Source organism: Sphingomonas phyllosphaerae, assembly GCF_036946485.1.
GTDB classification, from domain to species: Bacteria; Pseudomonadota; Alphaproteobacteria; order Sphingomonadales; family Sphingomonadaceae; genus Sphingomonas; species Sphingomonas phyllosphaerae_E.
The window spans coordinates 1,495,007-1,511,510 of record NZ_JAQIJA010000005.1 but is presented as its reverse complement, the minus strand read 5'-3'; the positions used below and the strand labels follow the sequence as shown (position 1 = coordinate 1,511,510).

General features: G+C 68.6%; 13 protein-coding genes. 9 read left to right on the top strand and 4 right to left on the bottom strand.

Annotated features, from left to right (window positions below; genetic code table 11):
* Positions 1-5 precede the first annotated feature (5 nt).
* A complete protein-coding gene (gene mnmA, locus PGN16_RS15770; protein WP_335310365.1) occupies positions 6-1,139 on the top strand; it encodes a tRNA 2-thiouridine(34) synthase MnmA in 1,134 nt (377 codons plus the stop codon).
* Positions 1,140-1,387: 248 nt separating this feature from the next.
* Here mnmA and PGN16_RS15765 read toward each other — a convergent pair whose 3' ends face one another.
* A complete protein-coding gene (locus tag PGN16_RS15765; protein WP_335310298.1) occupies positions 1,388-1,618 on the bottom strand; it encodes a hypothetical protein in 231 nt (76 codons plus the stop codon).
* Positions 1,619-1,705: 87 nt separating this feature from the next.
* Positions 1,706-2,734: an SMP-30/gluconolactonase/LRE family protein gene (locus tag PGN16_RS15760; RefSeq protein ID WP_335310297.1), complete on the bottom strand. Its 1,029-nt coding sequence runs from the start codon at positions 2,732-2,734 to the stop codon at positions 1,706-1,708.
* Between PGN16_RS15760 and PGN16_RS20275 the strand changes: the two genes are divergently transcribed.
* Positions 2,724-2,960 carry a DUF2256 domain-containing protein gene (locus tag PGN16_RS20275; RefSeq protein ID WP_443019656.1) on the top strand — a complete coding sequence of 79 codons (237 nt, stop codon included), beginning with the start codon at positions 2,724-2,726 and terminating at the stop codon, positions 2,958-2,960. The genes PGN16_RS15760 and PGN16_RS20275 overlap by 11 nt on opposite strands.
* A gap of 55 nt (positions 2,961-3,015) precedes the next feature.
* On the opposite strand, the gene PGN16_RS15750 is transcribed toward PGN16_RS20275, so the two are convergent.
* Positions 3,016-3,870, bottom strand: coding sequence for a type 1 glutamine amidotransferase (locus tag PGN16_RS15750; RefSeq protein ID WP_335310295.1), 855 nt, complete (start codon positions 3,868-3,870; stop codon positions 3,016-3,018).
* Between the two features lie 164 nt (positions 3,871-4,034).
* Between PGN16_RS15750 and PGN16_RS15745 the strand changes: the two genes are divergently transcribed.
* The 7 genes from PGN16_RS15745 to PGN16_RS15715 all read left to right on the top strand — a co-directional run bounded on the left by PGN16_RS15745 (position 4,035) and on the right by PGN16_RS15715 (position 14,416).
* Positions 4,035-5,624 (top strand): alkaline phosphatase D family protein, encoded by a 1,590-nt coding sequence (locus PGN16_RS15745; protein ID WP_443019655.1) that lies wholly within the window; start codon positions 4,035-4,037, stop codon positions 5,622-5,624.
* Between the two features lie 236 nt (positions 5,625-5,860).
* The gene (locus PGN16_RS15740) at positions 5,861-8,194 is read left to right on the top strand and encodes a TonB-dependent receptor domain-containing protein (protein WP_335310294.1); all 2,334 of its coding nucleotides are present in this window, start codon (positions 5,861-5,863) and stop codon (positions 8,192-8,194) included.
* Positions 8,195-8,221: 27 nt separating this feature from the next.
* Positions 8,222-10,642 carry a TonB-dependent receptor gene (locus PGN16_RS15735; RefSeq protein WP_335310293.1) on the top strand — a complete coding sequence of 807 codons (2,421 nt, stop codon included), beginning with the start codon at positions 8,222-8,224 and terminating at the stop codon, positions 10,640-10,642.
* 5 nt (positions 10,643-10,647) lie between these two features.
* A complete protein-coding gene (locus tag PGN16_RS15730) occupies positions 10,648-11,739 on the top strand; it encodes a glycerophosphodiester phosphodiesterase (protein WP_335310292.1) in 1,092 nt (363 codons plus the stop codon).
* Positions 11,740-11,892: 153 nt separating this feature from the next.
* Entirely contained in the window at positions 11,893-12,255 is a 363-nt protein-coding gene (locus tag PGN16_RS15725; protein WP_335310291.1) for a DUF6481 family protein, read from the top strand.
* Positions 12,252-12,923: a spermidine synthase gene (locus PGN16_RS15720; protein ID WP_335310290.1), complete on the top strand. Its 672-nt coding sequence runs from the start codon at positions 12,252-12,254 to the stop codon at positions 12,921-12,923. The genes PGN16_RS15725 and PGN16_RS15720 overlap by 4 nt, the downstream gene beginning before the upstream one ends.
* A 536-nt stretch (positions 12,924-13,459) precedes the next feature.
* Positions 13,460-14,416, top strand: coding sequence for a cation diffusion facilitator family transporter (locus PGN16_RS15715; RefSeq protein WP_335310289.1), 957 nt, complete (start codon positions 13,460-13,462; stop codon positions 14,414-14,416).
* Between the two features lies 1 nt (position 14,417).
* Here PGN16_RS15715 and PGN16_RS15710 read toward each other — a convergent pair whose 3' ends face one another.
* Positions 14,418-16,502 carry a prolyl oligopeptidase family serine peptidase gene (locus PGN16_RS15710; protein WP_335310288.1) on the bottom strand — a complete coding sequence of 695 codons (2,085 nt, stop codon included), beginning with the start codon at positions 16,500-16,502 and terminating at the stop codon, positions 14,418-14,420.
* Positions 16,503-16,504 lie beyond the last annotated feature (2 nt).

Here is a 16,504-nt window from a genome sequence, read left to right as displayed (position 1 = left end):
CCATCATGGACAGCGGTGAATTCCAGCTCGCGCCCGGTGCGCGCCGCATCGTCGTGGCGATGTCGGGCGGGGTCGACAGTTCGGTGGTGGCGGCGCTCGCCGCGCGTCAACCGGGCGCGGAGGTGATCGGCGTCACGCTCCAGCTCTACGATCATGGCGAGGCGACGAAGCGCGCCGGCGCGTGCTGCGCGGGGCGCGACATTCGCGACGCGCGCGCGGTCTGCGACAAGCTGGGGATCGCGCACTACGTCTTCGATCACGAGAGCAGCTTCCGCGCGAACGTGGTCGACGCCTTCGCCGACGAATATCTCGCCGGCCGCACTCCGATCCCGTGCGTCCAGTGCAACATGGGGCCGAAGTTCACCGATCTGCTCGCGCTGGCCCGCGATCTCGGCGCCGATTGCCTTGCCACCGGCCATTACGTGCGCCGGGTCGAGGGCGCGGCCGGGGCCGAGCTACACCGCGCCGCCGATCCGGCACGCGATCAGAGCTACTTCCTGTTCGCCACCACGCAGGAACAGCTCGATTTCCTGCGCTTCCCGCTCGGCGGCCTGCCGAAGCCGCGCGTGCGCGAACTCGCCGCCGAACTCGCGCTGCTGGTCGCCGACAAGCCCGACAGCCAGGACATCTGCTTCGTCCCCGACGGCGATTACGCGTCGTTGGTCAAGAAGCTGCGCCCTGAGGCGGCGACCGGCGGCGACATCGTCGACCTCGCCGGTCGCAAGCTCGGCGAGCATCGCGGACTCGTCCATTATACGGTCGGGCAGCGGCGCGGGCTGGAGATCGGCGGCACCGCCGAACCGCTCTATGTCGTCCGGCTGGACGCGGAAGCGCGACGCGTGGTGGTCGGACCGCGCGCCGCGCTGGCGGTCGCGGCGGCCCGACTCGAGCGCCTCAACGTCCTCGGTCCGCTCGACGGCCCACTGACCGCCAAGGTGCGGTCGATGGCCAGGCCGGTACCGGCACGGATGGCGGGCGATCGGCTGGTGTTCGACGCACCGGAATATGGCGTCGCCCCCGGGCAGGCGGCAGTGCTGTACGCGGGCGACCGGGTGCTGGGCGGCGGCTGGATCGCGGAAACCGAGCCGGCGCTCGCGCCCGGCGAAGACGCGCTGCTCACGGCATCCGCATCCGCCTGATCGCTCGCCAGATGCATGATCCGTCGCCCCGGACTTGATCCGGGGCCCCGCTTCTTCACTACGCTCGGAAAAAGAAAGAAGCGGGATCCCGGATCAAGGCTCTACTGAGCCTGTCGAAGCGTCCGGGATGACAAAGACAGACAAAAGGCCCGGCGCCGCTGGGGGACACCGGACCAGTTTCGTCTAGGGAGCAACTCCAGACGGTGACAGGTGGCGGGCGACCCCTTGGCGGGTCGCCCGCGATTTCATCAGAGCGCGTTGGTGGTCGCGGCGCCCGCAACGTTGCCGTCGGTGGCGTTGAGCGGCAGCGCGCCCGCATCCGACAGGTTCTCGTCGGCCGGCAGCGTCTCGTTCAGCGCCACGTCGTTGCCGACCTCGGCATTCAGCGCGGTGTCATTGGCGGTGTCGGTCTTCGATCCGCACGCCGCCAGCGAGAGCGCCAGCGCCACCGCGGACATGCCCGCAACGATCTTCTTCATCAACGCACATCCCCTTCATGGTCGATGGCAGAGCGCCATCGTCCCGCTCAAAGTACACCGATTCAGTGGGAGATCAACCCCAGTCTGTCAACGCTGCCATCCGGGCCGCAACGCGATGCGCAGAACCTCGTGGTTGTTGGTGACGTACAGCGCTGCCCCGCCCTCTCCGAACGCCGCATTGGCGGCCGGCGTCGTCGTCTCGATCAGCCCGATCGGCTCGCCGTCCGGGGTCAGGAACATGATCCCGCCCGGCATCGAACAGACCAGGGTTCCGTCGCGCGCGACCTTCATCCCGTCGGGCAGCCCCGGCTTGCCCTGCGCGTGTCCCGCCTTCGCCGACACCAGCACGCGCGATGCGGTCGGCATTCCATCGCGTCCGAGGTCGTAGGCGATGACGCGCGGATCGTCGGGATCGGAGACCGCGACGTACAGCCGCCGCTCGTCGGGCGAGAGCGCGATGCCGTTCGGGCGGGTCAGCGAACCGTCGACCAACACCGCCTCCCCACCCTCGCGCCAGCGATAGACGCCGTTGATCGTCAGCTCCTTGGCCGGCGAGCGATCATCACCCGCCAAGCCATAGGGCGGGTCGGTGAACCAGATCGCGCCGTCGCGCGCGACGTGCATGTCGTTGGGGCTGTTGAAGCGCTTCCCCTTGTAGCGATCGACCAGCACCGTCCGACGGCGGGATTTCAGGTCGACCCGATCGATCGACCGCCCGCCGCTGTTCGCGATCAGCAACCGCCCGCCGCGATCGAGCGCCAGCCCGTTCGCGCCCGGCTCGCGCAGGACCGTGCGGTCGGGATCGGGCGCGCCCGACGGCGACAGGAACGTCGCCACCCCGCCGCCGCGCGACCAGCGCCGCACGATGTTGGCGGGCGGATCGGAGAACAGCAGATAACCGCCGCCATCCGGCACCCACACCGGCCCCTCGGCCCATTGGATATCGCGCGCGATCACCTCGACGCGCGTGCCCGGCGCGATGATCCGGTCGAAGGCGGGCGTCATCCGCCGCAGCGTCACCGCGGGCGCCGGATCGGCGAAGCCGCACAGCCCCGCCCCCGCGATCCCCGCCAGCACCGCGCGCCGCCCCGGCCGCATCGCATCCATGGCTATCATCCTGCATCCTCTCGCAAATCCACTCGGCCAGCACGCTGGCACGGATCGCAGTAGGCGCCAAACGGGTTCAGCGGCGATGGCGCACAAGAAACCGCAACTGCCCGAGAAGGTCTGCGCGAGCTGTCACCGTCCCTTCGCGTGGCGGAAGAAGTGGGCGCGCGACTGGGAACAGGTCAAATATTGCTCCGACCGCTGCCGCGGCATCGGCGAGCGCCCCGCAGCCTAGCGAGCGGCCGGTCCGCCTGCGTCGCCACCCCGCTTTGGCGCCAACTTCGCAACCTTCACCGCGCGCCGCGCCGATCGATCGTCGGCAGTGCCGCAAGGAAGTTCGCGATCTCCCGCCGCCGCGCGTCGGTGTCCGCCAGTTCGCCGTCCACCCCCAGCCGCCACCGCAGCGAGCGCCGCTCCGGCGTCTCGTGCAGCGCCGCGATCACGTCGGCGCGCTCCTTGACCTCGGCTTGGGTCTCCGCCAGCCCCGCCTCGACCAGCCCGTCCGCCTGCCGCCGCAGCGCGATCGCGATCTCGTCCAGCGACAGTTCGGGATGATATTGCACGCCCCAGAACACGCCCTTGTCGTGGCGGATCTCGGCGGCCTGCACGTGCGTCACCGCATTGCCCGCCAGCCGCGTCGCGCCCGGCGGCAAACTCTCGACCTCGTCGCCATGCACCGCGGGCGCATCCCAGGTAGCAGGCCGTCCGGCGAGCAGCGGGTGGTCTCGTCCCTCCGCGGTGGCGACGATCCGGCGCGAGAAGCCGGCCTCCATCCGCTCGGGCATCTTGCGCACGGTGCCGCCCGCCGCCGCCACCGCCACCTGTAGCCCGGCGCACGATCCGAACGAGGGCGTGCCCGACGCGAACACCGCGCGCATGAATGCGAGTTGGCGGCGTACCTCGGGCGTGTCGTCGTAGACGTGGAGCGGCGATCCGGTCAGGAACACTGCGTCATACGCCGCCAGTTGCGCGGGCGCGAACGCCGGTGCGTCGTCGTCGGCCGGTTGGCAGATCGCGATCTCGGCATCGGGCACCATCTGCGCCAGAGTATCGGCATAACTCTCGCCCGAGCTTTGCCCGGTATGGGCGCGCCGCGCCTCACGCTCCTCGGGAGTTTCGCTCTGCGCGATCAGAAATCGGGGCACGCCGGTTCACCTCGGGTCATGTCGGGAAGTGGCGCAACGCACCGCATCGCCGCCAAGCCCCTGCCCGGTCGCGAAAAGGTCGGCGCGACACCGTTTGTCATCAAGCCTCCACAAACCGCGCCCATCCGCGCCGCGATCCGACTGCACAGAAAAGAGGTTCGCCCGTGCTCGTCTCCCGTCGCTCCCTGCTCGCCGGCGTTGGTGCGCTGACCGCCGCACCCCTGTTCGCCGCCGACGCCGACGCCGCACGCGGCTTCACCCATTCGGTGGCCAGCGGCGAACCGGGGCCGGACTCGGTGCTGCTCTGGACGCGCTGCGTGATGGCGGGCGCGGGCGAGGTCACCGCCGAGATCGCCGAACAGGCCGACATGACCGGCGCGCGCGTCGTCGGCGCGCAGATCACCGGCCCGTGGCGCGACTGGACCGTCAAGCTCACCGCCGACGGCCTTGCCCCCGATCGCTGGTACTGGTTCCGCTTCGTCGCGCCCGACGGCACGCGCTCGGCGATCGGCCGCACCCGCACGCTGCCCGCCGACGGCGTGCGGCCATGGCGGGCGGCGATCTTCTCTTGCTCGAACCTCGGCTACGGCTGGTTCAACGCCTATGGCCATGCCGCCGCGCGCGACGATCTCGACTGCGCGATCCACCTCGGCGACTATTTCTACGAATATGCGCCCGATCATTATCCAAAGACCGCCGAGTTGATCGCTGGCCGCCTGCCGCAGCCGCTCGGCGAAACCGTCCACCTCGCCGACTATCGCCAGCGTTTCGCCAGCTATCGCGCCGACGCCGATCTTCAGGCACTCCACGCTCGGCTGCCGATGATCGCGCAATGGGACGATCACGAAAGCGTTAACGACAGTTGGGAAGGCGGCGCGCAGAACCACGATCCTGCGACCGAGGGCGACTGGAACCAGCGCCGTGCCGCCTCGATCCAGGCGTATCGCGAATGGATGCCGGTCTCGGACGAGCCGTGGAAGAGCTACGACATCGGCGCGCTCGCCACCTTGTTCCGCACCGAAACTCGCCTGCTCGGGCGCACGCAGCAGCCCGATCTCGACGCCTTGTTCAAGGCCGCCGACCCCGCCGCCGCGCTGCGCGCGTTCCGCGACGGCGCGTGGCAGGATCCCGGCGCGACGATGATGGGCTGGCAGCAGGAAAGCTGGCTCGACCACGCGCTCGCCGCGTCGGTACGCAGCGGTCGGCGCTGGCAGGTGGTCGGCTTCGGCACGATCATGGGGCAGACGATGATGCCCGCCGATGCCGAGACGTGGATGAACGGCAAGCAGAACAGCTACGTTACCGCGGGCATTGCCGCTGCGAAGGCGGGGCTGCCGTTCAACTTCGACAATTGGGGCGGCTACCCCGCCGCCCGCGCGCGCTTCCTGCGCAAGGCACAGCAGCTCGGCGCCAACACGGTGTTGATCTCGGGCGACAGCCACAATGCCTGGGCCTATGACCTCGCGCAGGACGGCCACGCCGCTGCGGTCGAATTCGCCGGCCACAGCGTCACCTCGCCGGGGTTCGAGAGCGGCACCGGCTACGATCCGCGCCGCATCGCCGCCGATCTGGTCCGCACCAACCCGGAGCTGAAATGGTGCGACACGTCGCGCCGCGGCTATATGGCGCTGACGATCGAGGCCGAGCGCGTCCGCAACGACTGGATCATGGTCGACACGATCACGAAGCGCAGCACCGCCGGGACGATCGGCCACACCGCCACCGTCGCGCGCGGCCGCAACGTCATGGCGTAGCGCCGCGCCTATTGCTCGTCGCCCCGGACTTGATCCGGGGCCCCGCTTCTTCGCGACGGAAGCAAGAAGCGGGATCCCGGATCAAGTCCGGGATGACGAGGTGAGGCAGGCCGCATTGTCGCAAGCCCGCCGACGGTAATGAATCGGCAACCATATAGTCACGCGCTCGCAACGACTTGCGCGCAGGGACCCTCAACGCCGCGCCGCCAAGGCGCAGGCGACCAAGGGGAAAGACCATGTTCCGTTCGATGCTGCTTGCCGGCAGTGCGCTCTTCGCCGTGACCGCCACTCCGGCCCTCGCCGCCGACACGCCGCCCGCCGCGACCGCCGCCGATCCTGCCATCGACACCCCCGCCGACACGCAGGGCAGCGAAGTCGTCGTGCTCGGCTTCGGGCAGGCGCGGCAGGTGCAGACGATCACCGCCGTCGACATCGAACGCCAGACCCCCGGCACCACTCCGCTCAAGGCGCTCGCCAAGCTGCCCGGCGTCAATTTCCAGTCCGCCGACGCGTTCGGGGCCTATGAATGGTCGAGCCGCATCTCGCTGCGCGGCTTCAACCAGAACCAGCTCGGCTTCACGCTCGACGGCATCCCGCTCGGTGACATGAGCTACGGCAACGCCAACGGCCTGCACATCAGCCGCGCGATCATCTCGGAGAACGTCGGCACCACCACCGTCGCGCAGGGCGCGGGCGCGCTGGGTGAGGCGTCGACCTCCAACCTCGGCGGCACGCTGCAATTCACCTCGCGCCGCCCGTCGGACGCGTTCGGGATCGCGGCGTCGGGCACCTACGGCTCGAACGACACGTACCGCGGCTTCGTGCGCGTCGACAGCGGCGACCTGACCGGCAACGGGCTGCGCGGCTATCTCAGCTACGGCTATCTCGAGGCCGGCAAGTGGAAGGGCGACGGCGTCCAGCGCCAGCATCAGGCGAACGCCAAGCTGGTGCAGGACATCGGCGCGCGCGGGTCGATCAGCGCCTTCTTCAATTTCTCGGACCGACGCGAAAACGACTATCAGGACCTCAGCCTCGATATGATCCGGCGGCTGGGCTATGATGCCGACAATCTCGCGCCAGATTATGCGCGGGCGCTGCAATTCGCGCAGATCTACAACAATCAGGTGACCCGCGCCGGCTCGGCGACCGCGGCGCTGCCCTATCCGAATGCCGGGCTGACCTTCCCGTCGCCCTACACGTCGGTCGACGACGCTTATTACGACGCCGCCGGCCTGCGCCGCGACTATCTGACCGGGATCACGCTCGACGCCCCGCTCACCGAGGCGGTGACGCTGTCGGTGACCGGCTATTATCACGACAACCACGGACAGGGCGTGTGGGTGACGCCGTACCTCGCCACCCCCGGCGGCGCGCCGCTGTCGATCCGCACCACCGAATATGACATCAACCGTGGCGGCACGATCGTGCGGCTGAAGGTGGAGACCGGTGCCAACACGCTCGAACTCGGCGGCTGGTACGAATCGAACAGCTTCCGCAACGCGCGGCGCTTCTACGGCGTCGCGGCCGGCTCGACCTTCTCCGGCAACGTGCTGTCGTTCCAGAAAAACCCGTTCGCGACGCAATTCGACGTCGATTTCCAGACCGACACCAAGCTCTATTATGTCAGCGACCGCCTGACGCTCGGCCAGCTGACGCTGACCGGCGGGTGGAAGGGTTATGAGGTCACCAACAAGGCGACCCCGATCGTGCTGACCGCCACGGGCGCGCTGGCCAGCGGCCAGATCGAGGCACGCGACTGGTTCCTGCCGCAGCTCGGCGCGGTCTACGGCTTCGGCCCGGCCGAGGCGTTCGTCACCTATACCGAGAACATGCGCGCCTTCGTCTCCGCCGCGGTCGGCGCCTCGCCGTTCGCGACCACGCAGCAGGGCTTCGACGCGATCCGCGGCCGGTTGCGCCCGGAGAAATCGAAGACCGCCGAGGCCGGCGTTCGCTTCCGCGCCGGCGGGTTCCAGGGTTCGATCGCGGGCTATTACGTCGATTTCTCGAACCGGCTGCTCGCCTATACCAACGGCGCCGGGATCGTCGGCAATCCGGTGACGCTCCAGAACGTCGGCGGGGTCGAGAATTACGGCGCGGAGGCGACCGCGCTCTACAAGATCGCGCCCCCGCTCTCGATCTTCGCCTCCTTTTCGTACAATCACTCCGAATATAAGGACAATGTGCTCGGCGCAAACGGCGCGCTCATCACCGCGACGCGCGGCAAGACCGTCGTCGACAGCCCGCGCCACATGGCCAAGGGCGAGATCGTCTATGACGACGACCGCTTCCTCGTGCGCGTCGGCGCCGATTACATGAGCAAGCGCTACTTCACCTACACCAACGACCGGTCGGTCGGCGACCGCGTGCTGGTCGATGCGACGATCGGCTACACGATCGGCGACCTCGGCGGGCTGCACGGCGTCCGCATCGAGGGCAGCGCCACCAACCTGCTCGACAAGCGCTACGTCTCGACGATCGGCTCGAACGGCTTCACCGGCAGCGGCGACAACCAGACGCTGCTCGCGGGCGCACCGCGCCAGTTCTTCGTCTCGCTGCGCACCGGCCTCTGACCCCTTCCTTCACGAAAGTATAAACAGATGCGTTCTCTCCTGACGGCGGGCGTCGCTCCGCTCGCGCTCGTCCTCTCGCTGCCGGCCGCTGCGCAAAGCGGCGCAACCACCCCCGCCCCCACCGACGACGCCACGGCCGAGCAGACGGGCGACGACATCATCGTCACCGGCACCGCCACGCGCGCGGTGGCGCAGATCACCAACGTCGAAATCCAGAAGGTGCTGCCCGGCATCAGCCCGCTCAAGGCGCTCCAGACATTGCCCGGCGTCACCTATCTGACCGCCGATCCGTGGGGCAACAACGAGCAGAACATCTCGCTGTTCGTCCACGGCTTCAACGCGCAGCAGCTCGGCTATACGCTCGACGGCGTCCCGCTCGGCGACCAGCAATACGGCAATTACAACGGCCTCAGTCCGCAACGCGCGACGATCTCGGAGAATGTCGGGCGCGTCGTCCTCGCCTCGGGCGCGGGCGATCTCGGCACCGCCTCGACCAGCAACCTCGGCGGCACGATCGACACCTTCACCAGCGATCCCAAGCCGACGTTCGGCATCACCGCGGCGCAGACCGTCGGCAGCTACGAGGCGACGCGCAGCTACGTCCGCCTCGACAGCGGCGACATCGGCCAGAACACCCGCTTCTACATCTCGGGCGTGCGCCAGCGCGCGCGCGCCTGGGACTTCGAGGGCTATCAGAAGGGCTGGCAGGGCAATGCCAAGCTCGTCCACGACGACGCGATCGGCAAGCTGACCGCCTATTTCGCCTATTCCGACAAGGCCGAGCCCAACGAGGACGCGACCGTCGTCTCCGCGACGCAGACGTACCAGCCGTACATCCGCCCGTTCCTTTACCCGAACTTCGCGGGCATGCAGGCGTATCTCGCCAACCAGCTGCCGTACAACAACGCCGCCAGCTATGCGGCGTCGGGCGCGAACTACAGCAATTACTACAGCGCCGCGCTCCGCACCGACTATCTCGGCTATCTCAAATACGACTGGAACGTCACCGATCGCGTGACCTTCTCCAACCAGGCGTATTTCCACCACAATGACGGTGTCGGGATCGTCGCCGGCCCGATCACCGTCGCCGGGCTGCCGCAGCTCTTCTCCTTCTATTATCCCGGCGTCGCGGGCAGCAGCCCAACCTCGACCGCGAACCTCGCACGGCTGTCGACGATCTTCGGCGGCTCCGGCCTCGCGACGCGCACCACCGAATATCGCATCGACCGCGTCGGCGGCATCTCGACGCTGCGCGCCGAACTCGGCAACCACACCATCGAGCTGGGCGGCTGGTACGAGCATCAAAGCTCGGCCGCCTATCGCCGCTGGTATGCGCTCGACGTCAACAATCCGTCCTCGCCCTATGAGCGCCCGCTCGATCTCGCGAACCCGCTCATCACGCAATATGGCAGCGAGATCCGCGTCACCGAGATCCAGGCGCACATCCAGGACGCATGGAAGATCCTCCCCACGCTGACGCTTCAGGCCGGGTTCAAGAGCACCTTCCAGCATGCGCGCCAGCGCGTGCCGGTGCAGCCGATCCCCGGCTCGTTCACCGGCTCGCGCGAGCTGCCGGTCGGGCGGATCAACACCGACGAATGGTTCCTGCCGCAGGTCGGCGTGCTGTGGGACGCGACCGATCACGAACAGCTGTTCGTCAACGCGCAGAAGAACATTCGCCAGTTCCAGACCAGCGCCGCCGCCGGCCTCTCGCCGTTCGCGCTCGGCAGCCAGACGCTGTTCGAATTCTTCAAGGACAATACCAAGCCGGAGACGAGCTGGACCTACGAAGCCGGCCTCCGCACCCGCCGCGCGCTCGATCTCGGGCCGCTGACCGGGTTCGAGGGCCAGATCAGTTACTATCACGTCGACTTCTCGAACCGGCTGCTCGCGATCAGCCCGACCACGACGATCACCGCGATCATCAGCGGCGCACCGATCATCGCCAACGTCGGCAGCGTGAAGACCGACGGCGTCGACGCGGCGGCGACCTTGCGCTTCGGCGACCGTTTCTCGCTCTACAATGCGCTGTCGTACAACAACTCGCGCTACGCCGATAACTACACCGTCGGCGCCGCGCAGACCGTCGTGCCGACCGCCGGCAAGAAGGTCCCCGGCTCGCCCGACTGGCTCAACAAGACCGTGGCGACGCTCAGCGGCGACGGGGTGGAGCTGCAATTGATCGGCGACTATATCGGTCGTCGCTATGCCACGTTCACGAACGATCTGAAGGTGCCGGGCTATTTCACCCTGTCGGGCCGGATCGGCTTCGACATGCCGCTGTCGGGCGAGGGGCTGGCGAAGAAGCTGAACGTCAGCCTCAACGTCACCAACATCACCGACAAGAAGGCCTATTCGACGATCAGCGTCGGCGCGGCATCGGGGACGTACAATTTCTTCCCGCTCGCGCCGCGTCAGGCGTTCGTCACGCTCAGCGCAGGCTTCTGAGCGTGATGACGCGCCGCGCCGCGCTCGGCTCCGCGATCGCGCTGGGGGTGGCCACCACCGCCGGCGCGGCGTCGCCCGCCAAGAAGCCGCTGGTGTTCGCGCACCGCGGCGCCTCGGCATCGCGCCCCGAACATACGCTCGGCGCCTATGCCAAGGCGATCGCGGACGGCGCGGACTTCATCGAGCCCGATCTGGTCCCGACGAAGGACGGCGTGCTGGTCGCCCGGCACGAGAACAACATCGTCGAGACGACCGATGTCGCCGATCATCCCGAATTCGCATCGCGCCGCACGACGAAGACGATCGACGGCGAGCAACAGACCGGCTGGTTTACCGAGGATTTCACGCTCGCCGAACTGAAGACGTTGCGCGCGAAGGAACGGCTCGGCGCGGTGCGCCCCGAAAGCCGCAGCTATGACGGCCAGTTCCAGATCGTCTCCCTCGACGAGGTCATCGACTTCGCCGCGGCCGAGGCGGCGGCGCGCGGGCGGACGATCGGGCTGGTGCCCGAGTTGAAGCACTCGACCTATTTCGCCGGGATCGGCCTGCCCGTCGAGGACCGCTTCCTCGCAGTGCTCGCCGCGCATGCCTATACCCGCCGAGCGCCGGTGCAGTTGCAGTCGTTCGAGGTCGCGAACCTGCGGTATGTCCGCGGCAAGCGGCCGAAGGGCGGCAACCTCCGGCTCGTCCAGCTGATCGGCGATCCGGCGCAAAAGCCGGCCGACGTGATGAAGGCCGGCGGTGCGCTCGACTATCGCACGATGGTGTCGCCCGCCGGGCTGCGCGAGATGGCCCGATATGCGGACATCGTCGCGCCGAACACGCGGATGCTGATCCCGCTCGCCGCCGACGGACGGCTCGGCACGCCGACGACGCTGGTCGCCGACGCGCACGCCGCCGGGCTGGAGGTCTGCCCCTGGACCTTCCGGCCCGAGAACCGCTTCCTCGCCGCCGACTTCCGCAGCAACGCCGGGCCGGATGCGCGCCATGACGCCGGATCCGTGGCCGAAATGCGCCGCTACATCGCGCTCGGCGTCGACTCGTTCTTCACCGACGATCCCGCGCTCGGGCGGCGGGCGGTGGACAGCGCGGGATAAAGCGGTTGCGCACATGCCGCCCGGCTCGTATAGTCGGATGCGGCTGGTGTAGCCTTTCGCTTCATCGGCTTTCCCGACGGCTCCGCAGCGATGCGGGGCCGTTGTGCTTTTCGCCGGTTTCGGCGTTATCGTCCCCAAGGAGAATTTCGCAGCATGGCAGGTTACAAGGCCCCGGACTTCAACCAGCGCGCCGCCGCCGCCCGCGACGCCAAGGCACGCGCGCTCGAGGCGTTGAAGAACAAGGCCGCCCCCGATCCTGCAGAGGTCGCCGCCCGTCTCGCCGCGCGCGAGGCCAAGGAAGCGGCGGAGGCCGAGAAGCGCGAGCAGCGCAAGGCCGCGATCGCCGCCGAAAAGGCCGCCAAGGAAGAGGCGCGCGCGCAGGCCGCCGCCGAAGCCGCTGCCGCCGCAGAGGCTGCTGCTGCCGCCAAGCGCCCGCCGGTGCTGCCGACCGCCGCCGAACTCAAAGCGGCGCGCGATGCCCGCTACGCCGCGCGCAAGGCCCGCCAGAAGAAGTGATCCGCCCCGAACTGCTCGGGGTGGCGGATGTGCCGGACGGGCCGCCGTTGCGGCTGTTCCGTCGCGGTGCCGACTTCATGATCGTGCTCGAGCGCAACGAACTGATGAGCACGCGGATGAGCGGCTCGGAAGTCGCGCTCGGCACGATGACGTGCGACCGGCTGGCCGACCGTCCCGCCCCGCACCTGCTGATCGGCGGCTATGGCATGGGCTTCACGCTCCGCGCAGTGCTCGCCCGGCTGGGTGCGGCGGCGCAGGTCACGGTTGCCGAGCTGGTCCCCGGCATCATCGAATGGGCGCGCGGGCCGATGGCGGCGCTGACCGACGGCTGCCTCGACGATCCGCGCGTCACGCTTCAGATGGGCGATGTCGGCGCGGCGATCGCAGCCGGCAGCGGGCGCTATGACGCGATCCTGCTCGACGTCGACAACGGCCCCGACGGACTGACCCGCCCCGCCAACGATGGCCTTTACGGCCCGCGCGGGCTGGCCGTGGCGCGTGCCGCCCTGCGGCCGGGCGGCGTGCTGGCGGTCTGGTCGGCCGCGCCCGACCCGCGCTTCGCGCGCCGCTTCGCCGACAGCGGCTTCGCGGTCGACGAGGTCAAGGTCCGTGCGCGCGAGAACGGCAAGGGCGCGACCCACGTCATCTGGTTCGGCACGCGGCGCTAGCTCCGGTCGCCGCCCCCGACCTGACCCGAGGCCCCGCTTGTTCTAGCGATGGCAGCGTCAACTAGATCCGTCATTGCGAGCGCAGCGAAGCAATCCAGAGCCGGATCAGGACGCCCTGGATTGCTTCGCTACGCTCGCAATGACGATGAGGGGCAGCAGGTGTCCCGAAGCACACCGGTCACCCCGGCGAAGGCCGGGGCCCAGTTGGGAAAGCCTATCCGTTGAGGCGCAACGCATATCACTTGCGCCTCGCGACCGTCCCCCGACCTTCGCCGACATACGTCACCTAGGGTCGATCGACATTCAGTATCTCATGGCTGACCGGCCAATTGATTGATCGTCAGCCTCCTTCCTTCGTCGCCCCGGACTTGATCCGGGGCCCCGCTTCCTCGGCAGCCGCAGCAAAAGCGGGATCCCGGATCAAGGCTCTCCTGAGCTTGTCGAAGGGTCCGGGATGACGAAGGAGGGGGGAGCGCGGTGCATGTCGATCGGCTCTAGTGCTGTTACCCGCCCCGACCTGATGGTAGAGGCCGCGCATGGGTCACGGGCACCACCATCACCACCACGGCCACGATCACGGGCATGACCACGATCACGGCCATTCCCACGCACATGCCACCCCGCCCGAGCGCTGGGACAATGTCTTCGCGATCGGGATCGCGCTAAACCTCGTCTATGTCGTCGCGGAGGGCGTCGCAGGCTGGCTGTTCGACTCGGTCGCGCTGCTCGCCGATGCCGGGCACAACCTGTCCGACGTGCTCGGGCTGGCGGTGGCGTGGGGCGGCGCGGCTTTGGCGCGGACGGCCCCGTCCAAGCGCTTCACCTACGGGCTGAAGGGATCGACGATCCTCGCCGCGCTGGCCAACGCACTACTGCTGCTGGTCGCAATCGGTGCGATCGCGCTCGAAGCGGTGCAGCGCTTCGGCACCGCACCCGCCGTGCCGGGCCTGACCGTCTCGGGGATCGCCGCGATCGGGATCGTCGTCAACGCGGTCACCGCCTGGCTGTTCGCGCGCGGGCGCAAGGGCGACGTCAACGTCCGCGGCGCCTATCTCCACATGCTCGCCGACGCGCTGGTCTCGGCGGGCGTGGTCGCCGCGGGGGTGGCGATCTGGCTGACCGGCGCGGGGTGGATCGACCCGCTCGTCAGCCTCGTCATCGCGGTGGTGATCTTCTGGCAGACGTGGGGGCTGCTGCGCGAGACGGTGGAGATGTCGCTGTCGGCGGTGCCGCGCGGGATCGACTATGACCGGGTCAAGCAGGCGCTCGCCGCGCTGCCCGGCGTCGAGGCGGTGCACGACCTCCACATCTGGCCGATGTCGACCACCGAACCGAGCCTGACCGCGCATCTGCGGATCCCGACCGGGCATCCGGGCGATCCTTTCCTCGCGGACGTGCAGGCGATGCTGCACGAACGCTTCGGGATCGGCCATACGACGGTACAGATCGAGACCGGCACCGCCTGTACGCTCGCCGACGAGCGCACCGTCTAGGCTATTTCTGCATCAGCTCGCGTCCCAGGAACGCATCCAGCAGCGCCGCACGCCGCGCATCCTCGGCGTGGTCGGCGCCGACTGAATGGCCGCCCTCCAGATATTCATGGAAGTAAACGGTGTTCCCGTTCTGCTTGAGCAACGCCGCCAGCTTGCGCGCATGGCCGGGGTGCACCCGGTCATCCTTGGTCGAAAGATAAAAGAACACAGGCGGATAGCGGACGCCGGCCCTGACGTTCTGATAGGGTGAGTAGCGGCGGATGAACGCCCAGTCGGCGGGCTTGTCGGGATCGCCATATTCGTCGATCCACGACGCCCCCGCGGATAGATGCGAATAACGCTGCATATCCTCCAGCGGCGACCCCGCGATCACCGCGCCATACAGGTCCGGCCGCTGCTGCATCGCCACCCCGACCAGCAATCCGCCGTTCGAACGCCCTGAAATCGCGATCTTTCCTTTGGTCGACACCCCGGTGCGGACCAGATCGTCGCCGACCGCATGGAGGTCGTCGAACACGTTCTGGCGCTTCTCGCGCAGCCCGGCCTGATGCCAGCGCGGCCCGTATTCGCCGCCGCCGCGCAGGTTGGCGAGCACATAGGCCCCGCCCTGCTCGACCCAGAACAGCGCAAGCGGCCCGGCGCGATACGGCTGTTCGGTGAGGTACGTGGGCGTCTGCGCGTTGCGGAACCCGCCATAAGCATGGATCAGCGCCGGAGCCGGAGCGGTCGCGCCCTTCTTGGTGACGAGGAAATAGGGCACGCGCGTCCCGTCCCGCGAGGTCGCAAAGCGCTGCACCACTTGGTATTTCGTCGCGTCGAACCGCGCCGGGAGCGCCTGCACCGCGCGCGGTGCCGCGTCGACCCGCACAGCATAGAGCGTCGGCGGGGTGAGCATCCCCTCCACCGTTACGAACGCCTCGTCGGTCTTGCCGGTGGTCGCGCCGAGGTGGAGCGTGCTGTTGCCGGGCAGCGCGACCGGCGTCGGCGTCCAGCGCCCGTCCGGCTGCCGGCGCAGCGCGACCAGCCGGCCCGACACGTCGTCGAGCAATTTGACCCACAAGACGTTGTCGCTGGCGGAAACTTCCTCGATCGCCTGCGTCGCGCCCGGCGCCATCACCAGCTCGCCCTGGGGGCGGCGACCGGCGACGATGTCGGGGAGCGACCAGGCGACCAGCGCACCGGCCGGGAAGCCCTCCGCGGGCTTGTTCAATTTCGCGATGACGCGCCCGCCGATCACGTCGGTGACATCTGCGCCCTTCGGGAGCCCGAGCGGGATGAACCCGCCATCGGCCCCCTGCACCAGCAGCTCGCGCTCGAAGAAGGTGTGGCCGACGCTGATCATCGGCCAGCGCCGCGTGGCGTCGACGAACGCCGCCGCGCCGACCTGCACCGCACTCGCGGGAGACTCGTGGACGGTAGTCGCTGCCGCTAAAGGCGTGCCGCGCTTCCATAATTTTGCGATGCGCGGATAGCCGGAGGTGGTGAGCGACCCTGCGCCCCAGTCGGTCGCGACCAGCAAGGTGTCGCGGTTCACCCAGGCCACGTCGCTCTTTGCCTCGGGCAGCGTGAAGCCGTCGTCGACGAAGCGGCCGGTGGTCAGGTCGAATTCACGGACGACTTGCGCGTCGGTGCCGCCGGGGCTGAGCCGGACGAGGCAACGTGCGTAATCGGGTTCGAGGCAGGTCGCGCCGTGCCAGACCCAGCTCTTGCCCTCCGCCTTGCCGAGCGCGTCGACGTCGATCAGCGTGCGCCATTTCGGCTTGCCGGATTGATAGTCGGCGAGCGTCGTGATGCGCCACAGGCCGCGCGGATTTTTCGCGTCGCGCCAGAGGTTTGTGACGCGGTTGCCGAGCACCGCATCGGCGTCGGCGATCTGCGCCTCGTCGTCGAGGATCGCCTTGGCACGGGCGCGATCCTGTTCGTAGCGCAGGCTTTTGGTGAGTTGCGCCTCGGTTTCGGCGTTCCATGCCTTGACCTGCTGGAGCGCGCGGGCGCCCTCGATGTCCTCCAGCCAGAGGTACGGATCGGCGGCGGGGGCGGCGGCGAGGACGATCGGGGCGAGCGCGAGCGGGATCAGACGTTTCATCG

Excerpts from the sequence above, each read along its gene's own strand:
- PGN16_RS15735 (WP_335310293.1), top strand. The coding sequence starts at position 8,222 with ATGCGTTCTCTCCTGACGGCGGGCGTCGCTCCGCTCGCGCTCGTCCTC.
- PGN16_RS15715 (WP_335310289.1), top strand. The coding sequence starts at position 13,460 with ATGGGTCACGGGCACCACCATCACCACCACGGCCACGATCACGGGCAT.
- PGN16_RS15710 (WP_335310288.1), bottom strand. The coding sequence starts at position 16,502 with ATGAAACGTCTGATCCCGCTCGCGCTCGCCCCGATCGTCCTCGCCGCC.
- mnmA (WP_335310365.1), top strand. The coding sequence starts at position 6 with ATGGACAGCGGTGAATTCCAGCTCGCGCCCGGTGCGCGCCGCATCGTC.
- PGN16_RS15765 (WP_335310298.1), bottom strand. The coding sequence starts at position 1,618 with ATGAAGAAGATCGTTGCGGGCATGTCCGCGGTGGCGCTGGCGCTCTCG.
- PGN16_RS15760 (WP_335310297.1), bottom strand. The coding sequence starts at position 2,734 with ATGATAGCCATGGATGCGATGCGGCCGGGGCGGCGCGCGGTGCTGGCG.
- PGN16_RS20275 (WP_443019656.1), top strand. The coding sequence starts at position 2,724 with ATGGCTATCATCCTGCATCCTCTCGCAAATCCACTCGGCCAGCACGCT.
- PGN16_RS15740 (WP_335310294.1), top strand. The coding sequence starts at position 5,861 with ATGTTCCGTTCGATGCTGCTTGCCGGCAGTGCGCTCTTCGCCGTGACC.
- PGN16_RS15725 (WP_335310291.1), top strand. The coding sequence starts at position 11,893 with ATGGCAGGTTACAAGGCCCCGGACTTCAACCAGCGCGCCGCCGCCGCC.
- PGN16_RS15730 (WP_335310292.1), top strand. The coding sequence starts at position 10,648 with ATGACGCGCCGCGCCGCGCTCGGCTCCGCGATCGCGCTGGGGGTGGCC.